14 protein-coding genes, 3 pseudogenes and 1 riboswitch are annotated in these 16,329 nt (G+C 62.3%); of the genes and pseudogenes, 14 read left to right on the forward strand and 3 right to left on the reverse strand.

Annotated features, from left to right (window positions below; genetic code table 11):
* Positions 1–3: 3 nt before the first annotated feature.
* The 5 genes and pseudogenes from cobN (at position 4) to cobJ (ending at position 6,536) form a co-directional block, all read left to right on the forward strand.
* Positions 4–3,299: pseudogene (cobN, locus tag ACZ1HE_RS16460) on the forward strand (cobaltochelatase subunit CobN).
* Entirely contained in the window at positions 3,296–4,423 is a 1,128-nt protein-coding gene (gene cobG / locus ACZ1HE_RS16465; RefSeq protein WP_472622498.1) for a precorrin-3B synthase, read from the forward strand. Before cobN ends, cobG begins: the two are co-directional and overlap by 4 nt.
* A complete protein-coding gene (locus ACZ1HE_RS16470) occupies positions 4,423–5,052 on the forward strand; it encodes a precorrin-8X methylmutase (protein WP_472622500.1) in 630 nt (209 codons plus the stop codon). The genes cobG and ACZ1HE_RS16470 overlap by 1 nt, the downstream gene beginning before the upstream one ends.
* Positions 5,049–5,778 (forward strand): annotated as a pseudogene (locus tag ACZ1HE_RS16475) (precorrin-2 C(20)-methyltransferase). Before ACZ1HE_RS16470 ends, ACZ1HE_RS16475 begins: the two are co-directional and overlap by 4 nt.
* The gene (gene cobJ, locus ACZ1HE_RS16480; protein ID WP_472622502.1) at positions 5,775–6,536 is read left to right on the forward strand and encodes a precorrin-3B C(17)-methyltransferase; all 762 of its coding nucleotides are present in this window, start codon (positions 5,775–5,777) and stop codon (positions 6,534–6,536) included. Before ACZ1HE_RS16475 ends, cobJ begins: the two are co-directional and overlap by 4 nt.
* Here the strand turns inward: cobJ and ACZ1HE_RS16485 are convergent.
* Positions 6,533–7,270 carry a cobalt-precorrin-6A reductase gene (locus ACZ1HE_RS16485; protein WP_472622504.1) on the reverse strand — a complete coding sequence of 246 codons (738 nt, stop codon included), beginning with the start codon at positions 7,268–7,270 and terminating at the stop codon, positions 6,533–6,535. The genes cobJ and ACZ1HE_RS16485 overlap by 4 nt on opposite strands.
* Here ACZ1HE_RS16485 and cbiE point away from each other — a divergent pair.
* The 9 genes and pseudogenes from cbiE to ACZ1HE_RS16530 all read left to right on the forward strand — a co-directional run bounded on the left by cbiE (position 7,269) and on the right by ACZ1HE_RS16530 (position 14,154).
* The gene (gene cbiE / locus ACZ1HE_RS16490; protein WP_472622506.1) at positions 7,269–8,480 is read left to right on the forward strand and encodes a precorrin-6y C5,15-methyltransferase (decarboxylating) subunit CbiE; all 1,212 of its coding nucleotides are present in this window, start codon (positions 7,269–7,271) and stop codon (positions 8,478–8,480) included. The two genes, ACZ1HE_RS16485 and cbiE, sit on opposite strands and share 2 nt — an antisense overlap.
* Positions 8,477–8,845, forward strand: a complete 369-nt coding sequence (locus ACZ1HE_RS16495) for a cobalamin biosynthesis protein (RefSeq protein ID WP_472622508.1) — start codon at positions 8,477–8,479, stop codon at positions 8,843–8,845. The genes cbiE and ACZ1HE_RS16495 overlap by 4 nt, the downstream gene beginning before the upstream one ends.
* Positions 8,842–9,638, forward strand: a pseudogene (gene cobM / locus ACZ1HE_RS16500) (precorrin-4 C(11)-methyltransferase). Before ACZ1HE_RS16495 ends, cobM begins: the two are co-directional and overlap by 4 nt.
* Positions 9,631–10,959, forward strand: a complete 1,329-nt coding sequence (locus ACZ1HE_RS16505) for a cobyrinate a,c-diamide synthase (protein ID WP_472622510.1) — start codon at positions 9,631–9,633, stop codon at positions 10,957–10,959. Before cobM ends, ACZ1HE_RS16505 begins: the two are co-directional and overlap by 8 nt.
* A complete protein-coding gene (gene cobA / locus ACZ1HE_RS16510) occupies positions 10,956–11,684 on the forward strand; it encodes a uroporphyrinogen-III C-methyltransferase (protein WP_472622512.1) in 729 nt (242 codons plus the stop codon). The genes ACZ1HE_RS16505 and cobA overlap by 4 nt, the downstream gene beginning before the upstream one ends.
* Positions 11,677–12,435, forward strand: a complete 759-nt coding sequence (gene cobF / locus ACZ1HE_RS16515; protein ID WP_472622514.1) for a precorrin-6A synthase (deacetylating) — start codon at positions 11,677–11,679, stop codon at positions 12,433–12,435. Before cobA ends, cobF begins: the two co-directional genes overlap by 8 nt.
* 28 nt (positions 12,436–12,463) lie before the next feature.
* A riboswitch (cobalamin riboswitch) is annotated at positions 12,464–12,677 on the forward strand.
* Between the two features lie 37 nt (positions 12,678–12,714).
* Positions 12,715–12,885 (forward strand): CbtB domain-containing protein, encoded by a 171-nt coding sequence (locus ACZ1HE_RS16520; RefSeq protein WP_472622516.1) that lies wholly within the window; start codon positions 12,715–12,717, stop codon positions 12,883–12,885.
* Between the two features lie 4 nt (positions 12,886–12,889).
* On the forward strand, positions 12,890–13,588 hold the full coding sequence (locus ACZ1HE_RS16525) for a CbtA family protein (RefSeq protein ID WP_472622518.1): 699 nt from the start codon (positions 12,890–12,892) through the stop codon (positions 13,586–13,588).
* 71 nt (positions 13,589–13,659) lie between these two features.
* Positions 13,660–14,154, forward strand: coding sequence for a hypothetical protein (locus ACZ1HE_RS16530; protein ID WP_472622520.1), 495 nt, complete (start codon positions 13,660–13,662; stop codon positions 14,152–14,154).
* Positions 14,155–14,351: 197 nt separating this feature from the next.
* On the opposite strand, the gene ACZ1HE_RS16535 is transcribed toward ACZ1HE_RS16530, so the two are convergent.
* Together ACZ1HE_RS16535 and ACZ1HE_RS16540 are read right to left on the reverse strand one after the other, a co-directional pair.
* On the reverse strand, positions 14,352–14,714 hold the full coding sequence (locus ACZ1HE_RS16535) for a DUF1636 family protein (protein ID WP_472622522.1): 363 nt from the start codon (positions 14,712–14,714) through the stop codon (positions 14,352–14,354).
* Complete coding sequence (locus ACZ1HE_RS16540; protein ID WP_472622524.1) at positions 14,711–16,261, reverse strand: acetolactate synthase large subunit; 1,551 nt, start codon at positions 16,259–16,261, stop codon at positions 14,711–14,713. The genes ACZ1HE_RS16535 and ACZ1HE_RS16540 overlap by 4 nt, the downstream gene beginning before the upstream one ends.
* Between the last annotated feature and the right edge of the window lie 68 nt (positions 16,262–16,329).

Raw genomic sequence — 16,329 nt, forward strand, 5'->3', positions numbered from 1 at the left:
CCAATGCACGTCGTCTTTCGCGAAAGCCACGGCCTGGATGAGGCCGATACACCGATGGACCTGGGCCAAACGCCCGGGGATCTGGTTGTGCTGTCATTCTCGGACAGTGACCTGGGGGCTTTTGCGGCAGGCTGGCATCGCGGCGGCGGTCCCGAGGGGCGCATGCCCTCGCTGCGGCTGGCAAACCTGGCCGCGCTGAAACATCCCCTGTCTGTAGATACCTACGTCGAACAGACGCTTGAGGGAGCCAAGGGCATCCTGATCCGCCTGATCGGCGGGGTGCCTTACTGGGCCTACGGCTTGCAGCAGGTGCTGGCCTTGGCGCAGGCCAAGGGGTTGGCGCTGGCTGTTTTGCCTGCTGATGGGCGCGAGGATACGCGGCTGGACGACTATTCCACCCTGCCCGTCTCGACCCTTCGGCGGCTGGCGCATTTATGCGATACCGGTGGCGAAGTGGCTGCCCAGGCGGCCTTAGCACAGATGGCGCTGGCAACCGGGCTTTATGCCGGACCGGTCATGGGGTCCAAATCCCTGCCCGAGTTTGGTGCCTGGTGTCCTGATCACGGTGTTATTGCACCCGATGTTTCATTAGAAGGCGACAAACCCCGCGTATTGGTCACCTTTTACCGCGCCTATCTGACGGCTGCGGACACTGCTCCCGTCGCGGCCCTGATCACGTCACTTCGCAACCGTGGCTATGATGCGGTCGGCCTGTTTGCGCCATCGCTGAAAGCCCCAAGAGCCGCCGACTGGCTGCGCGAGCAGATGCAGGTGCTGTCCCCGGCGGCGATCATCAATGCGACGTCCTTTTCGGGACGCGGCGCGTCGGGCACCTCTCCGCTTGATGCCGCAGAGGTTCCGGTGTTTCAGGTCGCCCTGTCGACCTCGCGGCGCAAGGCCTGGGCTGAAGCCGAACGCGGCCTGTCGCCTGCGGACCTTGCCATGCATGTGGTGCTGCCCGAGGTGGACGGGCGCATCAACACCAGCGTTGTGTCGTTCAAGGAACCGGGCAAAAAGGACGTGGACCTTGAATACTCCCGCTTCACCCATCGGCCAGACGCGGACCGGATCGAAGCTGTTGTTAACCGCGTCAGCGGCTGGCTGAACCTGACGGCCAAACCCAAGGCGGACCAAGTGCCGATCTTGGTGCTATCGACCTATCCCGGCAAGGACTGGCAGATGGCCCACGCCGTGGGTCTGGACGCTTTGGCCTCGGCCGAGGCGATGTTGGTGGATTTGCAATCTCAAGGCTATGCAACTGAAAGCAGCGCACCAATTGCTGAGGAATTGCAAAATGCGGCTATTTCGTGGCCGGTTGAAGAATACTGCCAAGCCCTCGCCACAGTCTCGCCTGAGTTACGCCAAAATTTGCAAGACACATGGGGTGAACCCGAAAGCGATACGGCATTTTCGCAAGGAGCATTCCACTTCACAGCTCTGAAACGCGGCAAGGCGATCATCGCCCTGCAACCCGAACGCGGCACGCCAGACGTGCGCGAAGACGACTATCACGACCTTGGCCGCACCCCGCGCCATTCCTATGTCGCCTTCTACCTTTGGCTGCGCCACGCGCTGAACGCCGACGCTCTCATCCACATCGGTGCGCATGGCACGTTAGAATGGTTGCACTGGCAAATCCGTGGCTCTGTCACACGACTGCTGGCCCGAGGCGCTGGTGGGCGAACTGCCCGTCATCTACCCCTTTATTGTCAACGACCCCGGCGAGGCCGCGCAGGCCAAGCGCCGCATCGGTGCCGTCACCCTTGGCCACATCCCGCCCGCGATGCGCGAAAGCGGCACACCTGATCGGATGGTGCGGCTCGAAGCATTGCTGGATGAGTTTTCTAACGCCGACGGGCTTGACCCCAAACGCCGCGACCGGTTGCAATCGGACATCCGGGACGAGGCGCAGGCGATCGGGCTGGAAAACGATCTGGGTCTTGACCGCGCCACCAGCACCGCCGAGGCAATCACCCGCATCGACCGCTTTGTCTGCGACATCAAAGAAAGCCAATTCGGCGACGGGCTGCATATCTATGGCCGCGTGCCAGAGGTGACAGGCAACTTCGACCCCACCGCCTCGGCACATTCGGAACGGCAGGGCCTTTTGGACGCGCTGGCGGGCAAACGGATCGAATCTGGTCCCTCCGGCTCGCCCTATCGCGGGCGGACAGATGTGCTGCCCACAGGCCGCAATCTTTACACCACCGACCCGCGTTCGGTACCGACACGCGCAGCCTATGCCCAAGGGGTAAACCTGGCCGAAGAGCTGGTCCGGCGGCATCTGCAAGAGGAAGGCGACTACCCTCGGGGCCTGATCGTCGACCTCTGGGGCTCGGCCACCATGCGCACTGCAGGTGAGGAATTCGCCATGGCACTGCACCTGCTGGGCGTAAAGCCCATCTGGGATGCGGGCAGCGAGCGCGTTTCGGGGATCGAGGTTCTGCCAATCACCGATCTGGACCGCCCCCGTTTGGACGTCACCCTCCGTGTATCCGGCCTGTTTCGCGATGTTTTCCCAACGTTGTCAGCACTATTCGGCCAAGCCATTCGCGCGTTGTGCGCCCGCGACGAAGCACCCGACTGGAACCCCTACGCCGGTCAGAAACCCGCCGCGCGTGTCTATGGCCCCGCGCCCGGCAGCTATGGTCTGGGCATGGGGGAACACAGTGAGGCCTATACGGATGAGGCGCGCGAGGCCGCCGGAAACGCTTGGCTCAACGCCAGTTCCTTTGCGCTGGAAGGCGAGCATGTCGCGCAGGACCTCGACGGGATCACCGATCGCGTGGCCAAAGCCGACAGCTTTGTCCACCTGCAGGACCTGACCGAAACCGACCTGCTGCTGGCCAATGACTATGCCACGCACGAGGCGGGGTTCGCGGCAGCCAAGAAGGTAACCGGCGGCACCGCGCAGCTTTATCATCTGGACAACACCAACCCCGAAAACCCGCGCGCGCGCACCCTGCCCGAGGAAATCAGCCGCGTCGTGCACGCCCGCGCCGCCAATCCCGGCTGGATCGCAGGTATGCAGCGGCATGGGTTCCGTGGTGCTGCCGAGATCGCTGCAACCCTTGATCACATGGCCAGCTTTGCGCATCTCTCGGGCAGCGTCGCGCCGCATCTATTTGATCTCTATCACGACGCCACCTTGGGCGACGCGCAAGTCGATGCCTTCCTGCAAGAGGCCAACCCCCAGTGCGCATCAGGCGATGCTCGACAAGTTCCGCGCGCTTTATGAGGCCGGGCTGTGGGACACCCGCCGCAACTCGCTGCGGGCCGAAATGGAGGGGCTGCTGTGACAGACCCACTGGTCCGAGGCTGGTGCCCAAGCGCCCATCGTCCGATGATGTCGGGCGACGGCCTTGTGGTGCGCGTCCGGCCCCGGATGGCCCGGCTGACCGCGAAGCAGGTGATTGGCCTGTGTGATGTGGCCGAGCGTTACGGCAACGGTACCATCGACCTGACCAACCGCGCCAACCTGCAAGTGCGCGGCGTGGCTGAGCGGGACCACGCGCCATTGCTGGATGACCTGGCCGCGTTGGATTTGCTGGATGCAGCGCCGGGGATCGAACGCAAGCGCAACATCCTTGTCAGCCCGCTTTACAGCGAGGGTGACCTGACCACACGCCTGGCCCAAGAGCTGACAGACCGTCTGGCTGAACTGCCTGATTTACCTGCCAAGTTTGGCTTTGCGGTCGACACTGGCAATGCCCCGGTTCTGTCTCAGAATTCCGCCGACATTCGGCTGGAATGCAGCAACGATGGTTTGATCGTGCGCGCCGATGGTCGACCAACCGGGCGGCAAGTGACCGAAGAAAAGGCCATCGACCAAGTCATCGAACTGGCACACTGGTTCGCCGACAATCACACCGACGCGCTGCGACGGATGGCAACGCTGACCGAGCATGTGGACCTCCCCAGCACCTGGCAGGACACCGCACCAAATCCGGTCGGCACACCCTTGCAGCCCGCACAAACCCCGATCGGCCCTGCTTATGGCGCACCTTTTGGTGCTCTGCCCGCTGTTGCGCTACGCACCTTGATCAACACAGCAAAGGCCAACGCATTGCGGGTCACGCCGTGGCGGCTCTTCCTCCTCGAAGGTCGCGCACCGACCGAGGCATCGGATTTTGTGACCGCAACAAACGACCCGCTTCTGATAACCGACGCCTGCCCCGGCGCGCCGCTCTGCCCGCAAGCCGAAGTTGAGACCCGCGACATCGCCCGAGCGCTCGCCCCAAAGGTGGGTGTCAGCCTGCATGTTTCGGGCTGTGCCAAAGGGTGCGCCCGCCAATTGCCTGCCGATGTGACCCTGATTGGCCGCGACGGACATTTTGATCTTGTAAAACATGGCCGCGCGGGGGATGTGCCCAGTCAGCGCGGGCTGACACCCGAAACACTGATGAGCATGGATCTGACCTGATGCCTTATGAATACGAAACCAACGGCGCGGCCATCTACAAGCAGTCTTTTGCGACGATCCGGGCCGAGGCCGATCTGGCCCGCTTTGACGCCGAGGAAGAACAAGTCGCCGTGCGCATGATCCACGCCGCTGGCATGGTTGGGCTGGAGGAGTTTGTTCACTTCTCGCCCAATTTTGTGAAGGCTGCCCGCGACGCCATGGAGGTCGGCGCACCAATCTTTTGCGATGCGCGCATGGTCTCCGAAGGCGTCACCCGCTTTCGCCTGCCCGCCGACAACGAGGTGATCTGCACCTTGCACGACGAGCGCGTGCGCCCCTTGGCCGAAAAGATGAGCAACACCCGCTCGGCAGCTGCTCTTGAACTGTGGCGCGACAAGCTCGAAGGTTCGGTCGTGGCCATCGGCAATGCGCCAACCGCGCTCTTTCACCTGCTGAACATGCTCGAAGACCCCGACTGCCCCCGCCCCGCCGCCATCATCGGTTGCCCGGTGGGCTTTGTCGGCGCGGTGGAATCCAAAGACGCTCTGTGGGAGGCGCAACCCGTGCCGTCCTGCATCGTCAAGGGCCGTTTGGGCGGCAGCGCTATCACCGTGGCCGCCATTAACGCCATCGCGAGCCGCGCAGAATGAGCAAAGGCGTCATATACGGCACTGGGCCTCGGCCCCGGGAACCCGGACCTGATGAGCGTCCGCTCGGACCGCTTGCTACGGAATGCGCGCCATGTGGCGTACTTTCGCAAGGCCGGCAAATCCGGTCAGGCGCGCGGCATCGTCAACGGCATGCTGCCCGAGAGCGTGATCGAGTTTCCTATGGAATACCCGGTTACAACCGAAATCCCGCTGAGTGATCCGCGCTATAATGAAATACTTGCAAGCTTCTACGAAGACTGCACCGCGCACCTCAAAGAACTGTCGGATCAGGGCGAGGATGTAGTGGTTCTGTGCGAAGGCGACCCGTTCTTTTACGGCTCGTTTATGCACCTCTATTCCCGCTTGCGCGATCAGGCCGCGGTTGAGGTCGTGCCCGCCATCACCGGCATGTCAGGCGCCTGGACCGCAACTGGCGATCCGATCACTTGGGGCGACGATGTACTGACCGTGCTCGTTGGCACCCTGCCCGAGGATGAATTGACCCGCCGCATGTCGGACACCGACGCGCTGGTGGTGATGAAAATCGGACGCAACATCGACAAAGTGACACGCGCTCTGAAGGCATCCGGCCTCTATGACCGCGCCTGGATCGTGGAATTTGCGCAGATGCCCAACCAGCGTGTTTGCAAGCTGAGCGAGAACTGCGAGGGGCTGACACCCTATTTCTCGATCATCATCGTGCACGGACAGGGCCGCAGACCATGACAGGCTGGGTCAAGATCGCAGGCCTTGGACCGGGGAACGAGGCACTGGTGACACCTGAAGTCACAGCTGCACTGGCCGACGCCACAGACATCGTAGGCTATATCCCTTACGTCGCGCGCATAGCCGAACGCCCCGGCTTGACCCTGCACCCCAGCGACAACCGGGTCGAGATCGACCGCTCGCAACACGCGCTGGAAATGGCCCGCGAGGGCAAGCGCGTGGTCGTCGTCTCGTCGGGTGATCCCGGCGTCTTTGCCATGGCGTCCGCGGTGTATGAGGCCGTGGACAACGGCCCGGCAGACTGGCGCAACCTGGACATTCAGGTATTGCCCGGCATCACCGCGATGCTGGCGGCTGCGGCCCGTGTGGGCGCGCCCCTGGGACATGATTTCTGCACCATCAACCTCAGCGACAATCTGAAACCGTGGGATGTGATCGAGAACCGCCTGCGGCTGGCAGCACAGGCCGATTTCGCGATGGCGTTCTACAACCCTCGCGCCAAATCCCGGCCTGGCAAGTTCGAACGCACGCTCGAAATCCTGCGCGAGGAATGTGAACCCGAACGGCTGATCATCTTTGCGCGCGCGGTGTCGCGGGCAGATGAGGCGATCCGGGTTTCTACATTGGGTGAAGCCACCCCCGAGATGGCGGATATGCAGACCATGGTGATCGTCGGTTCTTCGCTGACACGCACTATTGATCGAGACGGTGATCCAATCGTCTATACCCCGCGCTTCATCGCAAAGGCCGAGGGTTAGAACCCGTTATGCGCCAGCCAGTCCAAAATCTGCGTCGTGGTCCCCAGTTCCGTTCTTTCCGGAACCTTGGGCCGATCGATCATAAGGACGGGCAGACCCAAGGCGCGCGCCGCATCCAGCTTGGCCCGCGCGCCACTGCCGCCCGCATTCTTGGACACAACCAACTGCGTGCTATGGCGGCGCATCAGCGCGACATCGCCCTCAACGGTGAACGGCCCGCGCGAGACCTCTACTTCGGCGTTGGGCATCGGCACACTGCCCGGTTCGTCCACCAGGCGCAGCAGGTAGTGGTGCTGGGGCTGGGCCGCGAAGTCCGCCAGATGCATGCGACCCACAGCCAGGAACACGCGCTGAGCAGGACCGCTCAAAGCCTCGACAGCAGTGTCGATATTCGCGACATGGATCCAATTATCTGCCTCTCCTTCCACCCACGCAGGGCGCGTCAATGCAGCCAGCGGCGTGTCAGTCTGGGCGCATGCCTGCGCGGCATTCCCGCTCATCTGCGCGGCAAAGGGGTGCGTGGCGTCGATCACATGGGTCACGCCATGGTCGCGGATGTAACGCGCCAAACCTTCGGCCCCACCAAAGCCGCCAACGCGGGTTGGCAGCGGCTGAGGGCGCGGATTATCGACGCGCCCCGCATAAGAATAGGTCGCGTTGAGCCCCTGTTCTGCCGCAGCTTTGGCCAAGGCATTGGCTTCGGTTGTGCCGCCAAGAATAAGGAGGTTGGACATGTCTGACATTCCGTTCGAAAAACCGTGGCTCACCGTGATCGGGCTGGGCGAAGATGGACTGGATGGCCTGTCGCCCGCAACCCGTCAAGTGCTGGATCAGGCCGAGGTCATCATGGCCCCACCCCGGCATCTGTCATTGGTTGCGCACGGGCACCAAGAACGGGTCGAATGGCCGGTGCCATATGCGGACGGATTTGCCAAATTGCTGGACCTGCGCGGACGGCAGGTGGTGGTTCTGGCCTCGGGCGATCCATTCTGGTTCGGTGCAGGTTCGGTCATCGCGCGCAATATCGCTTCGGGTGAATGGACAGCGCTACCCGGCCCATCAACATTTTCGCTGGCCGCCGCGACGCTTGCCTGGCCGCTTGAAAAAACCCTGACTATGGGCCTGCACGCCGCACCGCTGACCCGGTTGCGTCCACATCTGGCGCCCGGTCTGCGCGCCATTGTGCTGCTGCGCGACGGGGACGCCGTGCTGGCGCTGGCGGATTGGCTGACCGCACTTGGGTTCGGCGAAAGCAAACTGAACGTCATGGAGGCGCTTGGCGGACCCCACCAACGCCTGCGCTCGTCCAAGGCCTGCGACCTGGAATTCGATGACATTCAGCACCCGGTCTGCGTGGGCATTGATGCGGCGGGCGGTGGCCTGACCATTCCCAAAGCCAGCGGCAAACCCGACGCGATCTTTGAAACTGACGGGCAGATTACCAAGCGCCCTGTACGTGCGCTGACCTTGTCGGCCCTGGCCCCGCAACGCGGTGAGCACCTGTGGGACATTGGCGGCGGCACCGGGTCCATCGGGATCGAATGGCTGATGTGCGACCCGAGCCTCACCGCCACCACGGTGGAGCCGCGCGCCGACCGGGCCGAGCGCATTCGGCGCAACGCCGACGCCTTGGGACAGGATCGGTTGGAGGTGGTGCATGGCAAGGCACCAGCCGTTCTGGACGGCCTCGAAGCACCGGATGTGGTGTTTATCGGCGGTGGCTTGAGCGACGATCTGCTGGCCTGGCTCGAGGAAAACCTGGACACGGGAAGCCGCCTTGTCGCCAATGCGGTAACCTTGGGAAGCGAGGCCGTTCTGGCGCAGTGGCACGAGAAACTGGGCGGCGATCTACTGCGGATCGAACTGGCACACTCAGCGCCTTTGGGACCGCGCCGCGGCTGGAAGTCGACCTATCCGGTGGTCCAATGGAGTGTTACGCTATGATCGTTGCAGGCCTTGGGTTTTCGTCGCAGGCGACGGCGGACAGCCTGCGCACGGCCTATGCTCTCGCCAGCGTCGGGCATGACGTGATGGCAATTGCGACCGTTGCCGACAAGGAAGGTCACCCGGCCTTGACCGAATTCGCAGACAGCTTGAACCTACCGCTGCACCTGTTGCCCGCTGCCGATCTGGCAGGCCAGCGGACGCTCACCTGTTCTCCCCGCAGCCGTGCCACTTATGGGACCGGCAGTGTAGCCGAGGCCGCGGCCTTGGCCGCCGCCGACCATGGCTCCCGACTGCTGGCACCTCGACATATCTCGACCGACCGTCTTGCCACTTGCGCGGTCGCAATTGGAGTATCCTCATGACCGTTCATTTCATCGGCGCCGGACCGGGCGCTGCCGACCTGCTGACCTTGCGAGGCCGCGATATCATCGCCTCTTGCCCGGTGTGCCTCTATGCCGGATCGCTGGTGCCAGAGGAAATTCTGAGCCACTGCCCAGACGACGCCAAAGTGATCAACACGGCGGCAATGGATTTGGATGCAATCATCGCCGAAATTAAAGTCGCTTATGATGCGGGCCAAGATGTAGCACGACTTCACTCCGGCGACTTGTCCGTGTGGTCTGCCATGGGCGAGCAGATCCGCTGCGGCTGAAGGCAGAGGGCATCCCCGTAAGCGTCACGCCCGGTGTGCCGTCATTTGCCGCTGCTGCCGCCGCCCTGGGCACCGAACTGACTCTGCCCGGTTTGGGGCAATCGGTGGTGCTGACCAGAACACCAGGGCGCGCGTCGTCCATGCCCGAAGGTGAAAGCCTTGAGAACTTTGCCCGAACCGGCACGACGTTGGCGATCCACCTGTCGATCGGCAATCTGGACAAGGTGATCGCGGACCTGACTCCGCACTATGGCGCGGATTGCCCCGTCGCAGTGGTTTATCGCGCCAGCTGGCCCGATGAGCAGATCATCCGTGCCACGCTGGAGACGCTGAAGGATACGCTGGACGAGAAGATCTCGCGGACCGCGCTGATCCTCGTGGGGCCGGTCTTGAAGGGCGAAGGGTTCGACGAGAGCTGCCTCTATTCCACCGACTACGATCGCCGCTATCGCCCGCAAAGCGCCGATAGCCCTTGGTCAAGCTGGAGCCATGGGGATGACTGAAGCGATGACAAACCCTCCGGGCGTCCTGATTTCGGCCCCCTCCTCGGGGACCGGCAAAACAACCGTCATGCTGGGTCTTTTGAGGGCCTTGGCCGAGGACGGCCTGACCGTGCAGCCGTTCAAAAGCGGGCCGGACTACATCGATCCGGCCTTTCATCTGGCCGCCGCCAAACGCCCCTCGTTCAACATGGACAGCTGGGCGATGGGAGAGGAACTACTGGGCGCAATTGCCCGCGAGGCCGAGGGCGCCGACATCGTTGTGGCCGAAGGATCAATGGGCCTCTTTGACGGGGTCGCCAAACCGGGCGCGGTTGGGCATGGTACAAGTGCCGAGACCGCTTTGCGCATGGGGTGGCCCGTTGTGCTGGTGCTGGATGTGGGCGGACAGGCGCAGTCGGCTGCAGCCACCGCGTTGGGCTTTCGGATGTACAACCCGGACCTGCCCTTCGCTGGCGTCATCCTGAATCGTTGCGCCAGCCCGCGTCACGAGCGGTTGACTCGTTTGGGCATGGAGCGTGCGGGCCTACCTGTTCTAGGTGTCCTGCCCCGCCGCGGTGACTTGACCTTGCCCGAGCGCCATCTGGGCCTGATCCAGGCCGTAGAGCATCCCGATCTTGAAGCTGCTATCACCGGCTATGCCGCGTTCCTGCGCGAACATGTTGATCTGGATGCGATCCGGGCGGCGGCCTCCTCTAGCCCCACGGGGCCATCATCGGCCGCACTGCCGCGTCCCCCGGCGCAACGGATCGCCCTGGCCCGCGATGCTGCGTTTTCTTTTACCTACCCGCATCTGTTGAAAGGCTGGCGTGAGGCTGGAGCTGAGATTCTACCATTTTCGCCCTTGTCGGATGAAGCCCCCGCACAAGATGCAGATTTGGTTTGGCTGCCCGGTGGCTATCCCGAACTGCACGCGGGTACGTTAGCAGCGGCAGAAACCTTCCGCACGGGCCTGCGTAAACACGCCGAAACCAAACCGGTTCACGGAGAATGCGGTGGTTACATGGCTTTAGGCGAGGCGCTGGTCGACAAAGAAGGCACACGCCACCAAATGGCCGGGTTGCTTGGCCTTGTGACTTCCTACGAAAAACGCAAGTTCAACCTGGGCTATCGCAAGGCTCAACTGGTCGCTCCAATGCCCGGTTTTGCTACCGGCACGGGGCTGCGCGGGCATGAGTTCCACTATTCCTCAATCCTGGAACAGCCCGATGCACCACTTGCACGCGTGTTTGATGCCGAAGGGGCGGAAGGGCCACAGACCGGCTCGGTTCGCGGTCATGTCACCGGCACTTTCTTTCACCTCATTGCAGAAGACAGCAAATGACAGGCTTTGTTTCCTTTATTGGTTCTGGCCCGGGTGATCCGGAACTGCTGACGCTCAAGGCCGTGAATCGGATGGGCGATGCCGATGCAGTGCTGTTTGACGATCTGAGCAGCGGTCCGATCCTGACCCACGCTCGCGATGACGCAGACCTTGTGGGCGTTGGCAAGCGCGCAGGACGCCCTTCGCCCAAGCAAGATCATGTGAGTCGCCTGCTGGTGGATTATGCCCTGACCGGGGCCAAGGTGGTGCGCCTGAAATCCGGCGATGGTGGAATGTTCGGACGGCTAGAGGAAGAATTGGTTGCCTTGCGCGAGGCCGGGATCGAATACGAGATCATTCCCGGCATCCCTTCGGCCGTGGCCGCCGCCGCTGCTGCGGGCATTCCCCTGACCCGCCGCCTGACCGCACGCCGCGTACAGTTCGTGACCGGCCACGATGTCAGTGGCAAGCTGCCCGATGACCTGAACCTGCCCGCATTGGCCGACAATCAGGCAACAACCGTGGTTTTCATGGGCAAACGCACCTTTCCATTGCTGGTTGAAGCATTGCACGAACACGGCTTGCCGCTCGACACACCCGCTCTGCTGGCCGAGGCGGTTTCGACCCCGGATCAGGCTTTGCATCGCTCAACCATGGGCGAGCTGGCCCAGCGCCTGAGCACCGAGATCGGCACGGCACCCGCGCTTATCCTTTACGGTCCGCTGGCGGAGTTCGACGATGTATGAGCTGAACCTGATTGGCATCGGCACCGGAAACCCAGATCACGTGACCTTTCAAGGCGCGCGGGCCATCCGCGAGGCCGACCTGATCCTGATACCGCGAAAAGGCGAGAACAAAGCCGATCTGGCGGGGCTGCGCGAAGAGATCATCGCGCAGGTTACGGAAACGCCCTCCGAGATTGCGTATTTTGACATCCCCAAACGCCGCGCCGAGGATGGCTATTTGCGCGGTGTCGACGAATGGCACGACGCCATCGCCCTGCGATGGCAAGAGGCTATTGCGGCGCACCCGCACGCCAAACAGGTGGCGCTGTTGATTTGGGGCGATCCATCGCTTTATGACAGTTCACTCAGAATTGCGTCGCGACTGGAACCTTACCCGACGACGCGTGTGATTCCGGGCATCACGGCCCTGCAAGCACTGACGGCGGCTCATGCAATCCCGATCAACGATATCGGCGCGCCTTATGTGGTTACAACCGGGCGTCGCATTCGCGACGATGGTTGGCCCGAGGGTATGCACAAAGTTGCTGTGATGCTAGATGGCGAATGCTCGTTCCAGAGCCTAGAGATGGACGAATATCACATTTGGTGGGGCGCTTACGTGGGGATGAAGGAACAGATTCTCATCTCTGGTCAACTCGACTCGGTCGCAGATGAGATTCTCGCAACACGGGCCAGAGCACGAGCCGATCACGGCTGGATCATGGATATTTATTTACTCCAAAAGCGTCAAAACGGCGCGGAAGCGTCGTAAATCGCAATTGCACCATCCCCCTATTCGCGGTTACATGAAGGGGCTTGGTCCTGCCGGAGCAATCCGGATGCTAAGAGGGAATTTGGTGCGGTCATGCAAGTGATCAAGGCCAAAGCCGCCCCCGCGACTGTAAGCGGTGAGCCTTTGCTCAAACAGCCACTCTTGGGGATTGCCCCTTGGGGAAGGCGAGCACAAGGCGCTGACCCGCGAGCCAGGAGACCTGCCAGGCACGGAACTTTAACACCTGCCGTCGGGTGCGACGGCTTAGGAGGACGACACATGACGACCAAAACCATCAAGGCATCCGCCGCCGGTTCAAGCATTCTGCCTGCTCTGTTTGCAGTGGTACTGGGCCTGGGGATCATCACCGTAACCGGTCACGTTCAGGCATCGGGCCTGCATGATGCCGCGCACGATGTACGCCACGCAACTGGCTTCCCCTGCCACTAAGGCCATGATCAGTCGTATTCTGACCAGCGCGTTGTTCGCTGGCGCTGCAGCCGGGTTGATTACAGCCCTGCTGCAGTTGGTATTTGTGCAACCCGTGTTGCTGCACGCCGAACTCTACGAGGGCGGTGAATTGGTGCATTTCGGCGCCGAAGCCGTCAGCGCGCATCCCGACCTGCCAGGCATGTTCGCCGATCCGGTGCGCGACGGGTTGAGCATCATCTTCACCATGCTGACCTACACGGGCTATGCACTGGTGATGGTGGCCCTGATGTCTGTGGCCCAGGGCCAGGGGCACGAGATCAATGCCCGCACCGGGCTGCTGTGGGGTCTGGCAGGCTTTGTGGCATTCCACTTTGCTCCTGGCCTGTCGCTGGCACCTGAGGTGCCTGGCGTGGCGGCTGCCGAAGTCGGCGCACGTCAGATCTGGTGGACTGCGACGGTCGCTGCTGCTGGCATCGCAATGTGGCTGATCGCCTTTGGTGGCAATATCGTCAGCTATGTAGTCGCAGCGTTGCTGCTGATGGCGCCGCATCTGATTGGTGCGCCGGAACCGTCCGTGTTCAGTGGCCCGGTCCCGACCGAAATCGGTGCGCTCTTTGCCGCCCGCGCTTTTGGCGTCGGCATGGCGGCCTGGGCTTTGCTGGGAACATTCGCCGGATACTTCTGGCAATCAGAGAGTGCCCGCGCCGAAGCCACGGCCTGATCTTAATGTCATAAGACCCTGCCGAGCGTCTCTCGGCAGGGTTTTTCTTTGTCTTTTCCTGAGGATGGTACATGTCCCGATCCCTCGCTCTTTTTGCCATCGGCCTGGTGTTTGGTGGCGGTGCAGGCTTTGTCGTCGCCGCAAGCAATGGCGTGACTTTTGATGGTCACGATCACGGCGATCCGGCTCATCACGGTGTGGCTGCCACCGAATCCATGGCGCACGACCACTCGACGCCGGTGAACATCGCGGCAGGCAGCGACGCGCCATCCGTGAGCGTCGAGGCCTTCAAGGACCCGATGTCTGGCTGGAATCTGAAAGTCACGCCTGTGAACTTCGCCTTTTCACCCGAAAACGCGTCACGTGCAGACGTACCCGGCGAAGGCCACGCCCATGTCTACGCCAACGGTGATAAGCTGGGGCGTCTCTATGGCAACTGGTATCATCTGACGAACCTTCCCAAGGGTGAGGTCGAGATCAAGGTGTCTCTGAACGCCAACAGTCACAGCCCGTTGATGGTGGACTCGGTCCCGGTCGAAGCAACGACAGTCATCCAGGTCGATTGATTGCGACCACTGTGGCGAGGGCCCTCCCGCCCGTCGTCGATGTTTCTGACGAAACACCTCCTCCCGTTGGGCCAGGCATTGCGCTTCGCGCAATGCCTGGCCCAAAGCCGCTAGCGGTGCCGACGCAGTCGGGATCGCTCGGGTGCGGGAGTTTCCCCTGTTTGATTTCAATAGATGGAAATTGGAAACCTAAAGAATCAAAGGGCGGGTATCCGCGCCCTCAGACAATGCCGCAGTCGCCCGCAGGGACGAGCGTCTTCTATCCAGCCGCCTGGACTGTCCAGATAGGTTTGACAGGTGGCGGCTACGTCCGCTGCATCTTCAATCAGGGACAGCCCTGCAAAGACATAGCTCGCCCTCCCCTTACCTTGCAGGCTGATAGACACTGGCTGCGCGCAAGCGCTAAAGCATTCGTGCTCGGTCAGCGTCACGAGATCCAGCAACCCTGCCTGTTGCAAAGCCTGCGATAGTGCAGCCCTCTCGCCTGCGCGATCGCGCTCTCCGCTGCACGTTGTGCACAAATGCAAAGTCATCAGTTGCACTGAAACTGCTTCGCTCACATCGACACCTCGATGAAGCGTGGTCCCGCGACGGCAAAGGCATCCTCCAATGCATCCGAAAACGCCTCGGCACTTTCAACCCTCACACCATCAACTCCCATGGCGCGGGCCTGTGCGATCCAGTCGATCCGAGGGCGGTCCAGTGTCAGCATATCGATGGCACGCGGTCCGGGGTTTTGGACGCCCACATTGGTCAGCTCGCCGCGCAGGATTTGATAGGAATGGTTGGCCCAGATCACCACAGTGATGTCCAGCTGCTCACGCGCCATGGTCCAGAGCGCTTGCGGCATATAAAGCGCTGATCCGTCACCGGTCAGCGTCAACACCTTGTGATCCGGGCAGGCAATCGCGGCGCCGATGGCACAGGACAGTGAATAGCCGATGGAACCGCCGCAGTTGTTGAGCCAGGTATGAGGAGCCGCCCCTTTGGTCACGGGGTGAAAAGCGCGGCCCGTGGTGATGGATTCGTCCACAACGATGGCGCCTTCGGGAATTTTCTGCCCAAGCACCTGAGCGATACTGTCCGGGTTTAGGGGCCCGGTCACCGAAAACTCAGGGTTGCGCGTTGCCAGATCAGGCTTGGCTTCCTCTGCCCTTGCTGCCCGACAGAGTCCCTCCAATGTGCCGTGCAGATCGGCGCTCCAATCCGCCAATTCAATGATCTCGGCCCCGTCCGCTGTCAAAACCGCAGGCTTGCCGGGATAGGCAAAAAATCCGATCGGAGCCCGCGCGCCAACCAACACGATGCGTTTGAAGGGCGCCAGAACCTCGACTGCCAGATCAATCGGATAGGGCACGCGCGCAACCGGCACCCGGCCTGCCCCGCGCTCCATCCGGGCGTTGGACCATTCCGACAGCAGGGCGCAGCCCGTCTGCGCCGCGATCTTGCCGGCCAGTTCCAAGGCCTCGGCCGTCAATGCGTCACCGCCCAAAAGCAACAAGCTCTCGGGTCCGTCCAAGGCTGCGGCGGCCTCTGCGATGTCAGCCTCCGTCGGCGCTATGCGGATCGGGGCCGCCAAGGGCGCGGCCACTTGGCCGCCATTTGTCCAAGCCGTGTCAGACGGCAAGATCAACGTCGCGACCTGTCCCGGCGCCGTGTTTGCGGCCTGCACCGAGCGCGCCGCATCCGCCCCAACATCCGCAGCCGATTTGGCGCTATGCACCCAATGAGACACCGGGGCCGCCAGCCCTTCGATATCCGCCGTCAGCGGCGCGTCGAGCTCCAGATGAGAGGCCGCGTGTTCGCCCACGATGTTGACGACACCCGACCCGGCTTTTTTGGCGTTGTGCAAGTTCGAGATGCCATTCGCCAAACCCGGGCCAAGGTGCAGAAGGGTCGAGGCCGGTTTGCCCGCCATCCGATAATACCCGTCTGCGGCTCCGGTCGCGACGCCTTCGAACAAGGTCAAAACCGAACGCATGCCGGGGATGTGGTCCAACGCAGCAACGAAATGCATCTCGGACGTGCCGGGGTTGGTGAAGCAGACCTCGACTCCGCTATCCAAAAGCGTGTGCACCAGGCTCTCTGCCCCGTTCATCTCCGTCATCTCTGCCTCACTCACTGATGTTCTCGGCGACCTTAGGGCGACAATCTGGGCCACGCAATCGTGACCAC

This window comes from Falsiruegeria sp. JB4-1 (genome assembly GCF_055693495.1).

What these genes read in the sequence shown, in the direction of transcription:
- ACZ1HE_RS16470 (WP_472622500.1), top strand. Translation starts at nt 4,423, where the DNA reads ATGCCTTATGAATACGAAACCAACGGCGCGGCCATCTACAAGCAGTCT.
- cobJ (WP_472622502.1), top strand. Translation starts at nt 5,775, where the DNA reads ATGACAGGCTGGGTCAAGATCGCAGGCCTTGGACCGGGGAACGAGGCA.
- cbiE (WP_472622506.1), top strand. Translation starts at nt 7,269, where the DNA reads ATGTCTGACATTCCGTTCGAAAAACCGTGGCTCACCGTGATCGGGCTG.
- ACZ1HE_RS16485 (WP_472622504.1), bottom strand. Translation starts at nt 7,270, where the DNA reads ATGTCCAACCTCCTTATTCTTGGCGGCACAACCGAAGCCAATGCCTTG.
- ACZ1HE_RS16495 (WP_472622508.1), top strand. Translation starts at nt 8,477, where the DNA reads ATGATCGTTGCAGGCCTTGGGTTTTCGTCGCAGGCGACGGCGGACAGC.
- ACZ1HE_RS16505 (WP_472622510.1), top strand. Translation starts at nt 9,631, where the DNA reads ATGACTGAAGCGATGACAAACCCTCCGGGCGTCCTGATTTCGGCCCCC.
- cobA (WP_472622512.1), top strand. Translation starts at nt 10,956, where the DNA reads ATGACAGGCTTTGTTTCCTTTATTGGTTCTGGCCCGGGTGATCCGGAA.
- cobF (WP_472622514.1), top strand. Translation starts at nt 11,677, where the DNA reads ATGTATGAGCTGAACCTGATTGGCATCGGCACCGGAAACCCAGATCAC.
- ACZ1HE_RS16520 (WP_472622516.1), top strand. Translation starts at nt 12,715, where the DNA reads ATGACGACCAAAACCATCAAGGCATCCGCCGCCGGTTCAAGCATTCTG.
- ACZ1HE_RS16525 (WP_472622518.1), top strand. Translation starts at nt 12,890, where the DNA reads ATGATCAGTCGTATTCTGACCAGCGCGTTGTTCGCTGGCGCTGCAGCC.
- ACZ1HE_RS16530 (WP_472622520.1), top strand. Translation starts at nt 13,660, where the DNA reads ATGTCCCGATCCCTCGCTCTTTTTGCCATCGGCCTGGTGTTTGGTGGC.
- ACZ1HE_RS16540 (WP_472622524.1), bottom strand. Translation starts at nt 16,261, where the DNA reads ATGACGGAGATGAACGGGGCAGAGAGCCTGGTGCACACGCTTTTGGAT.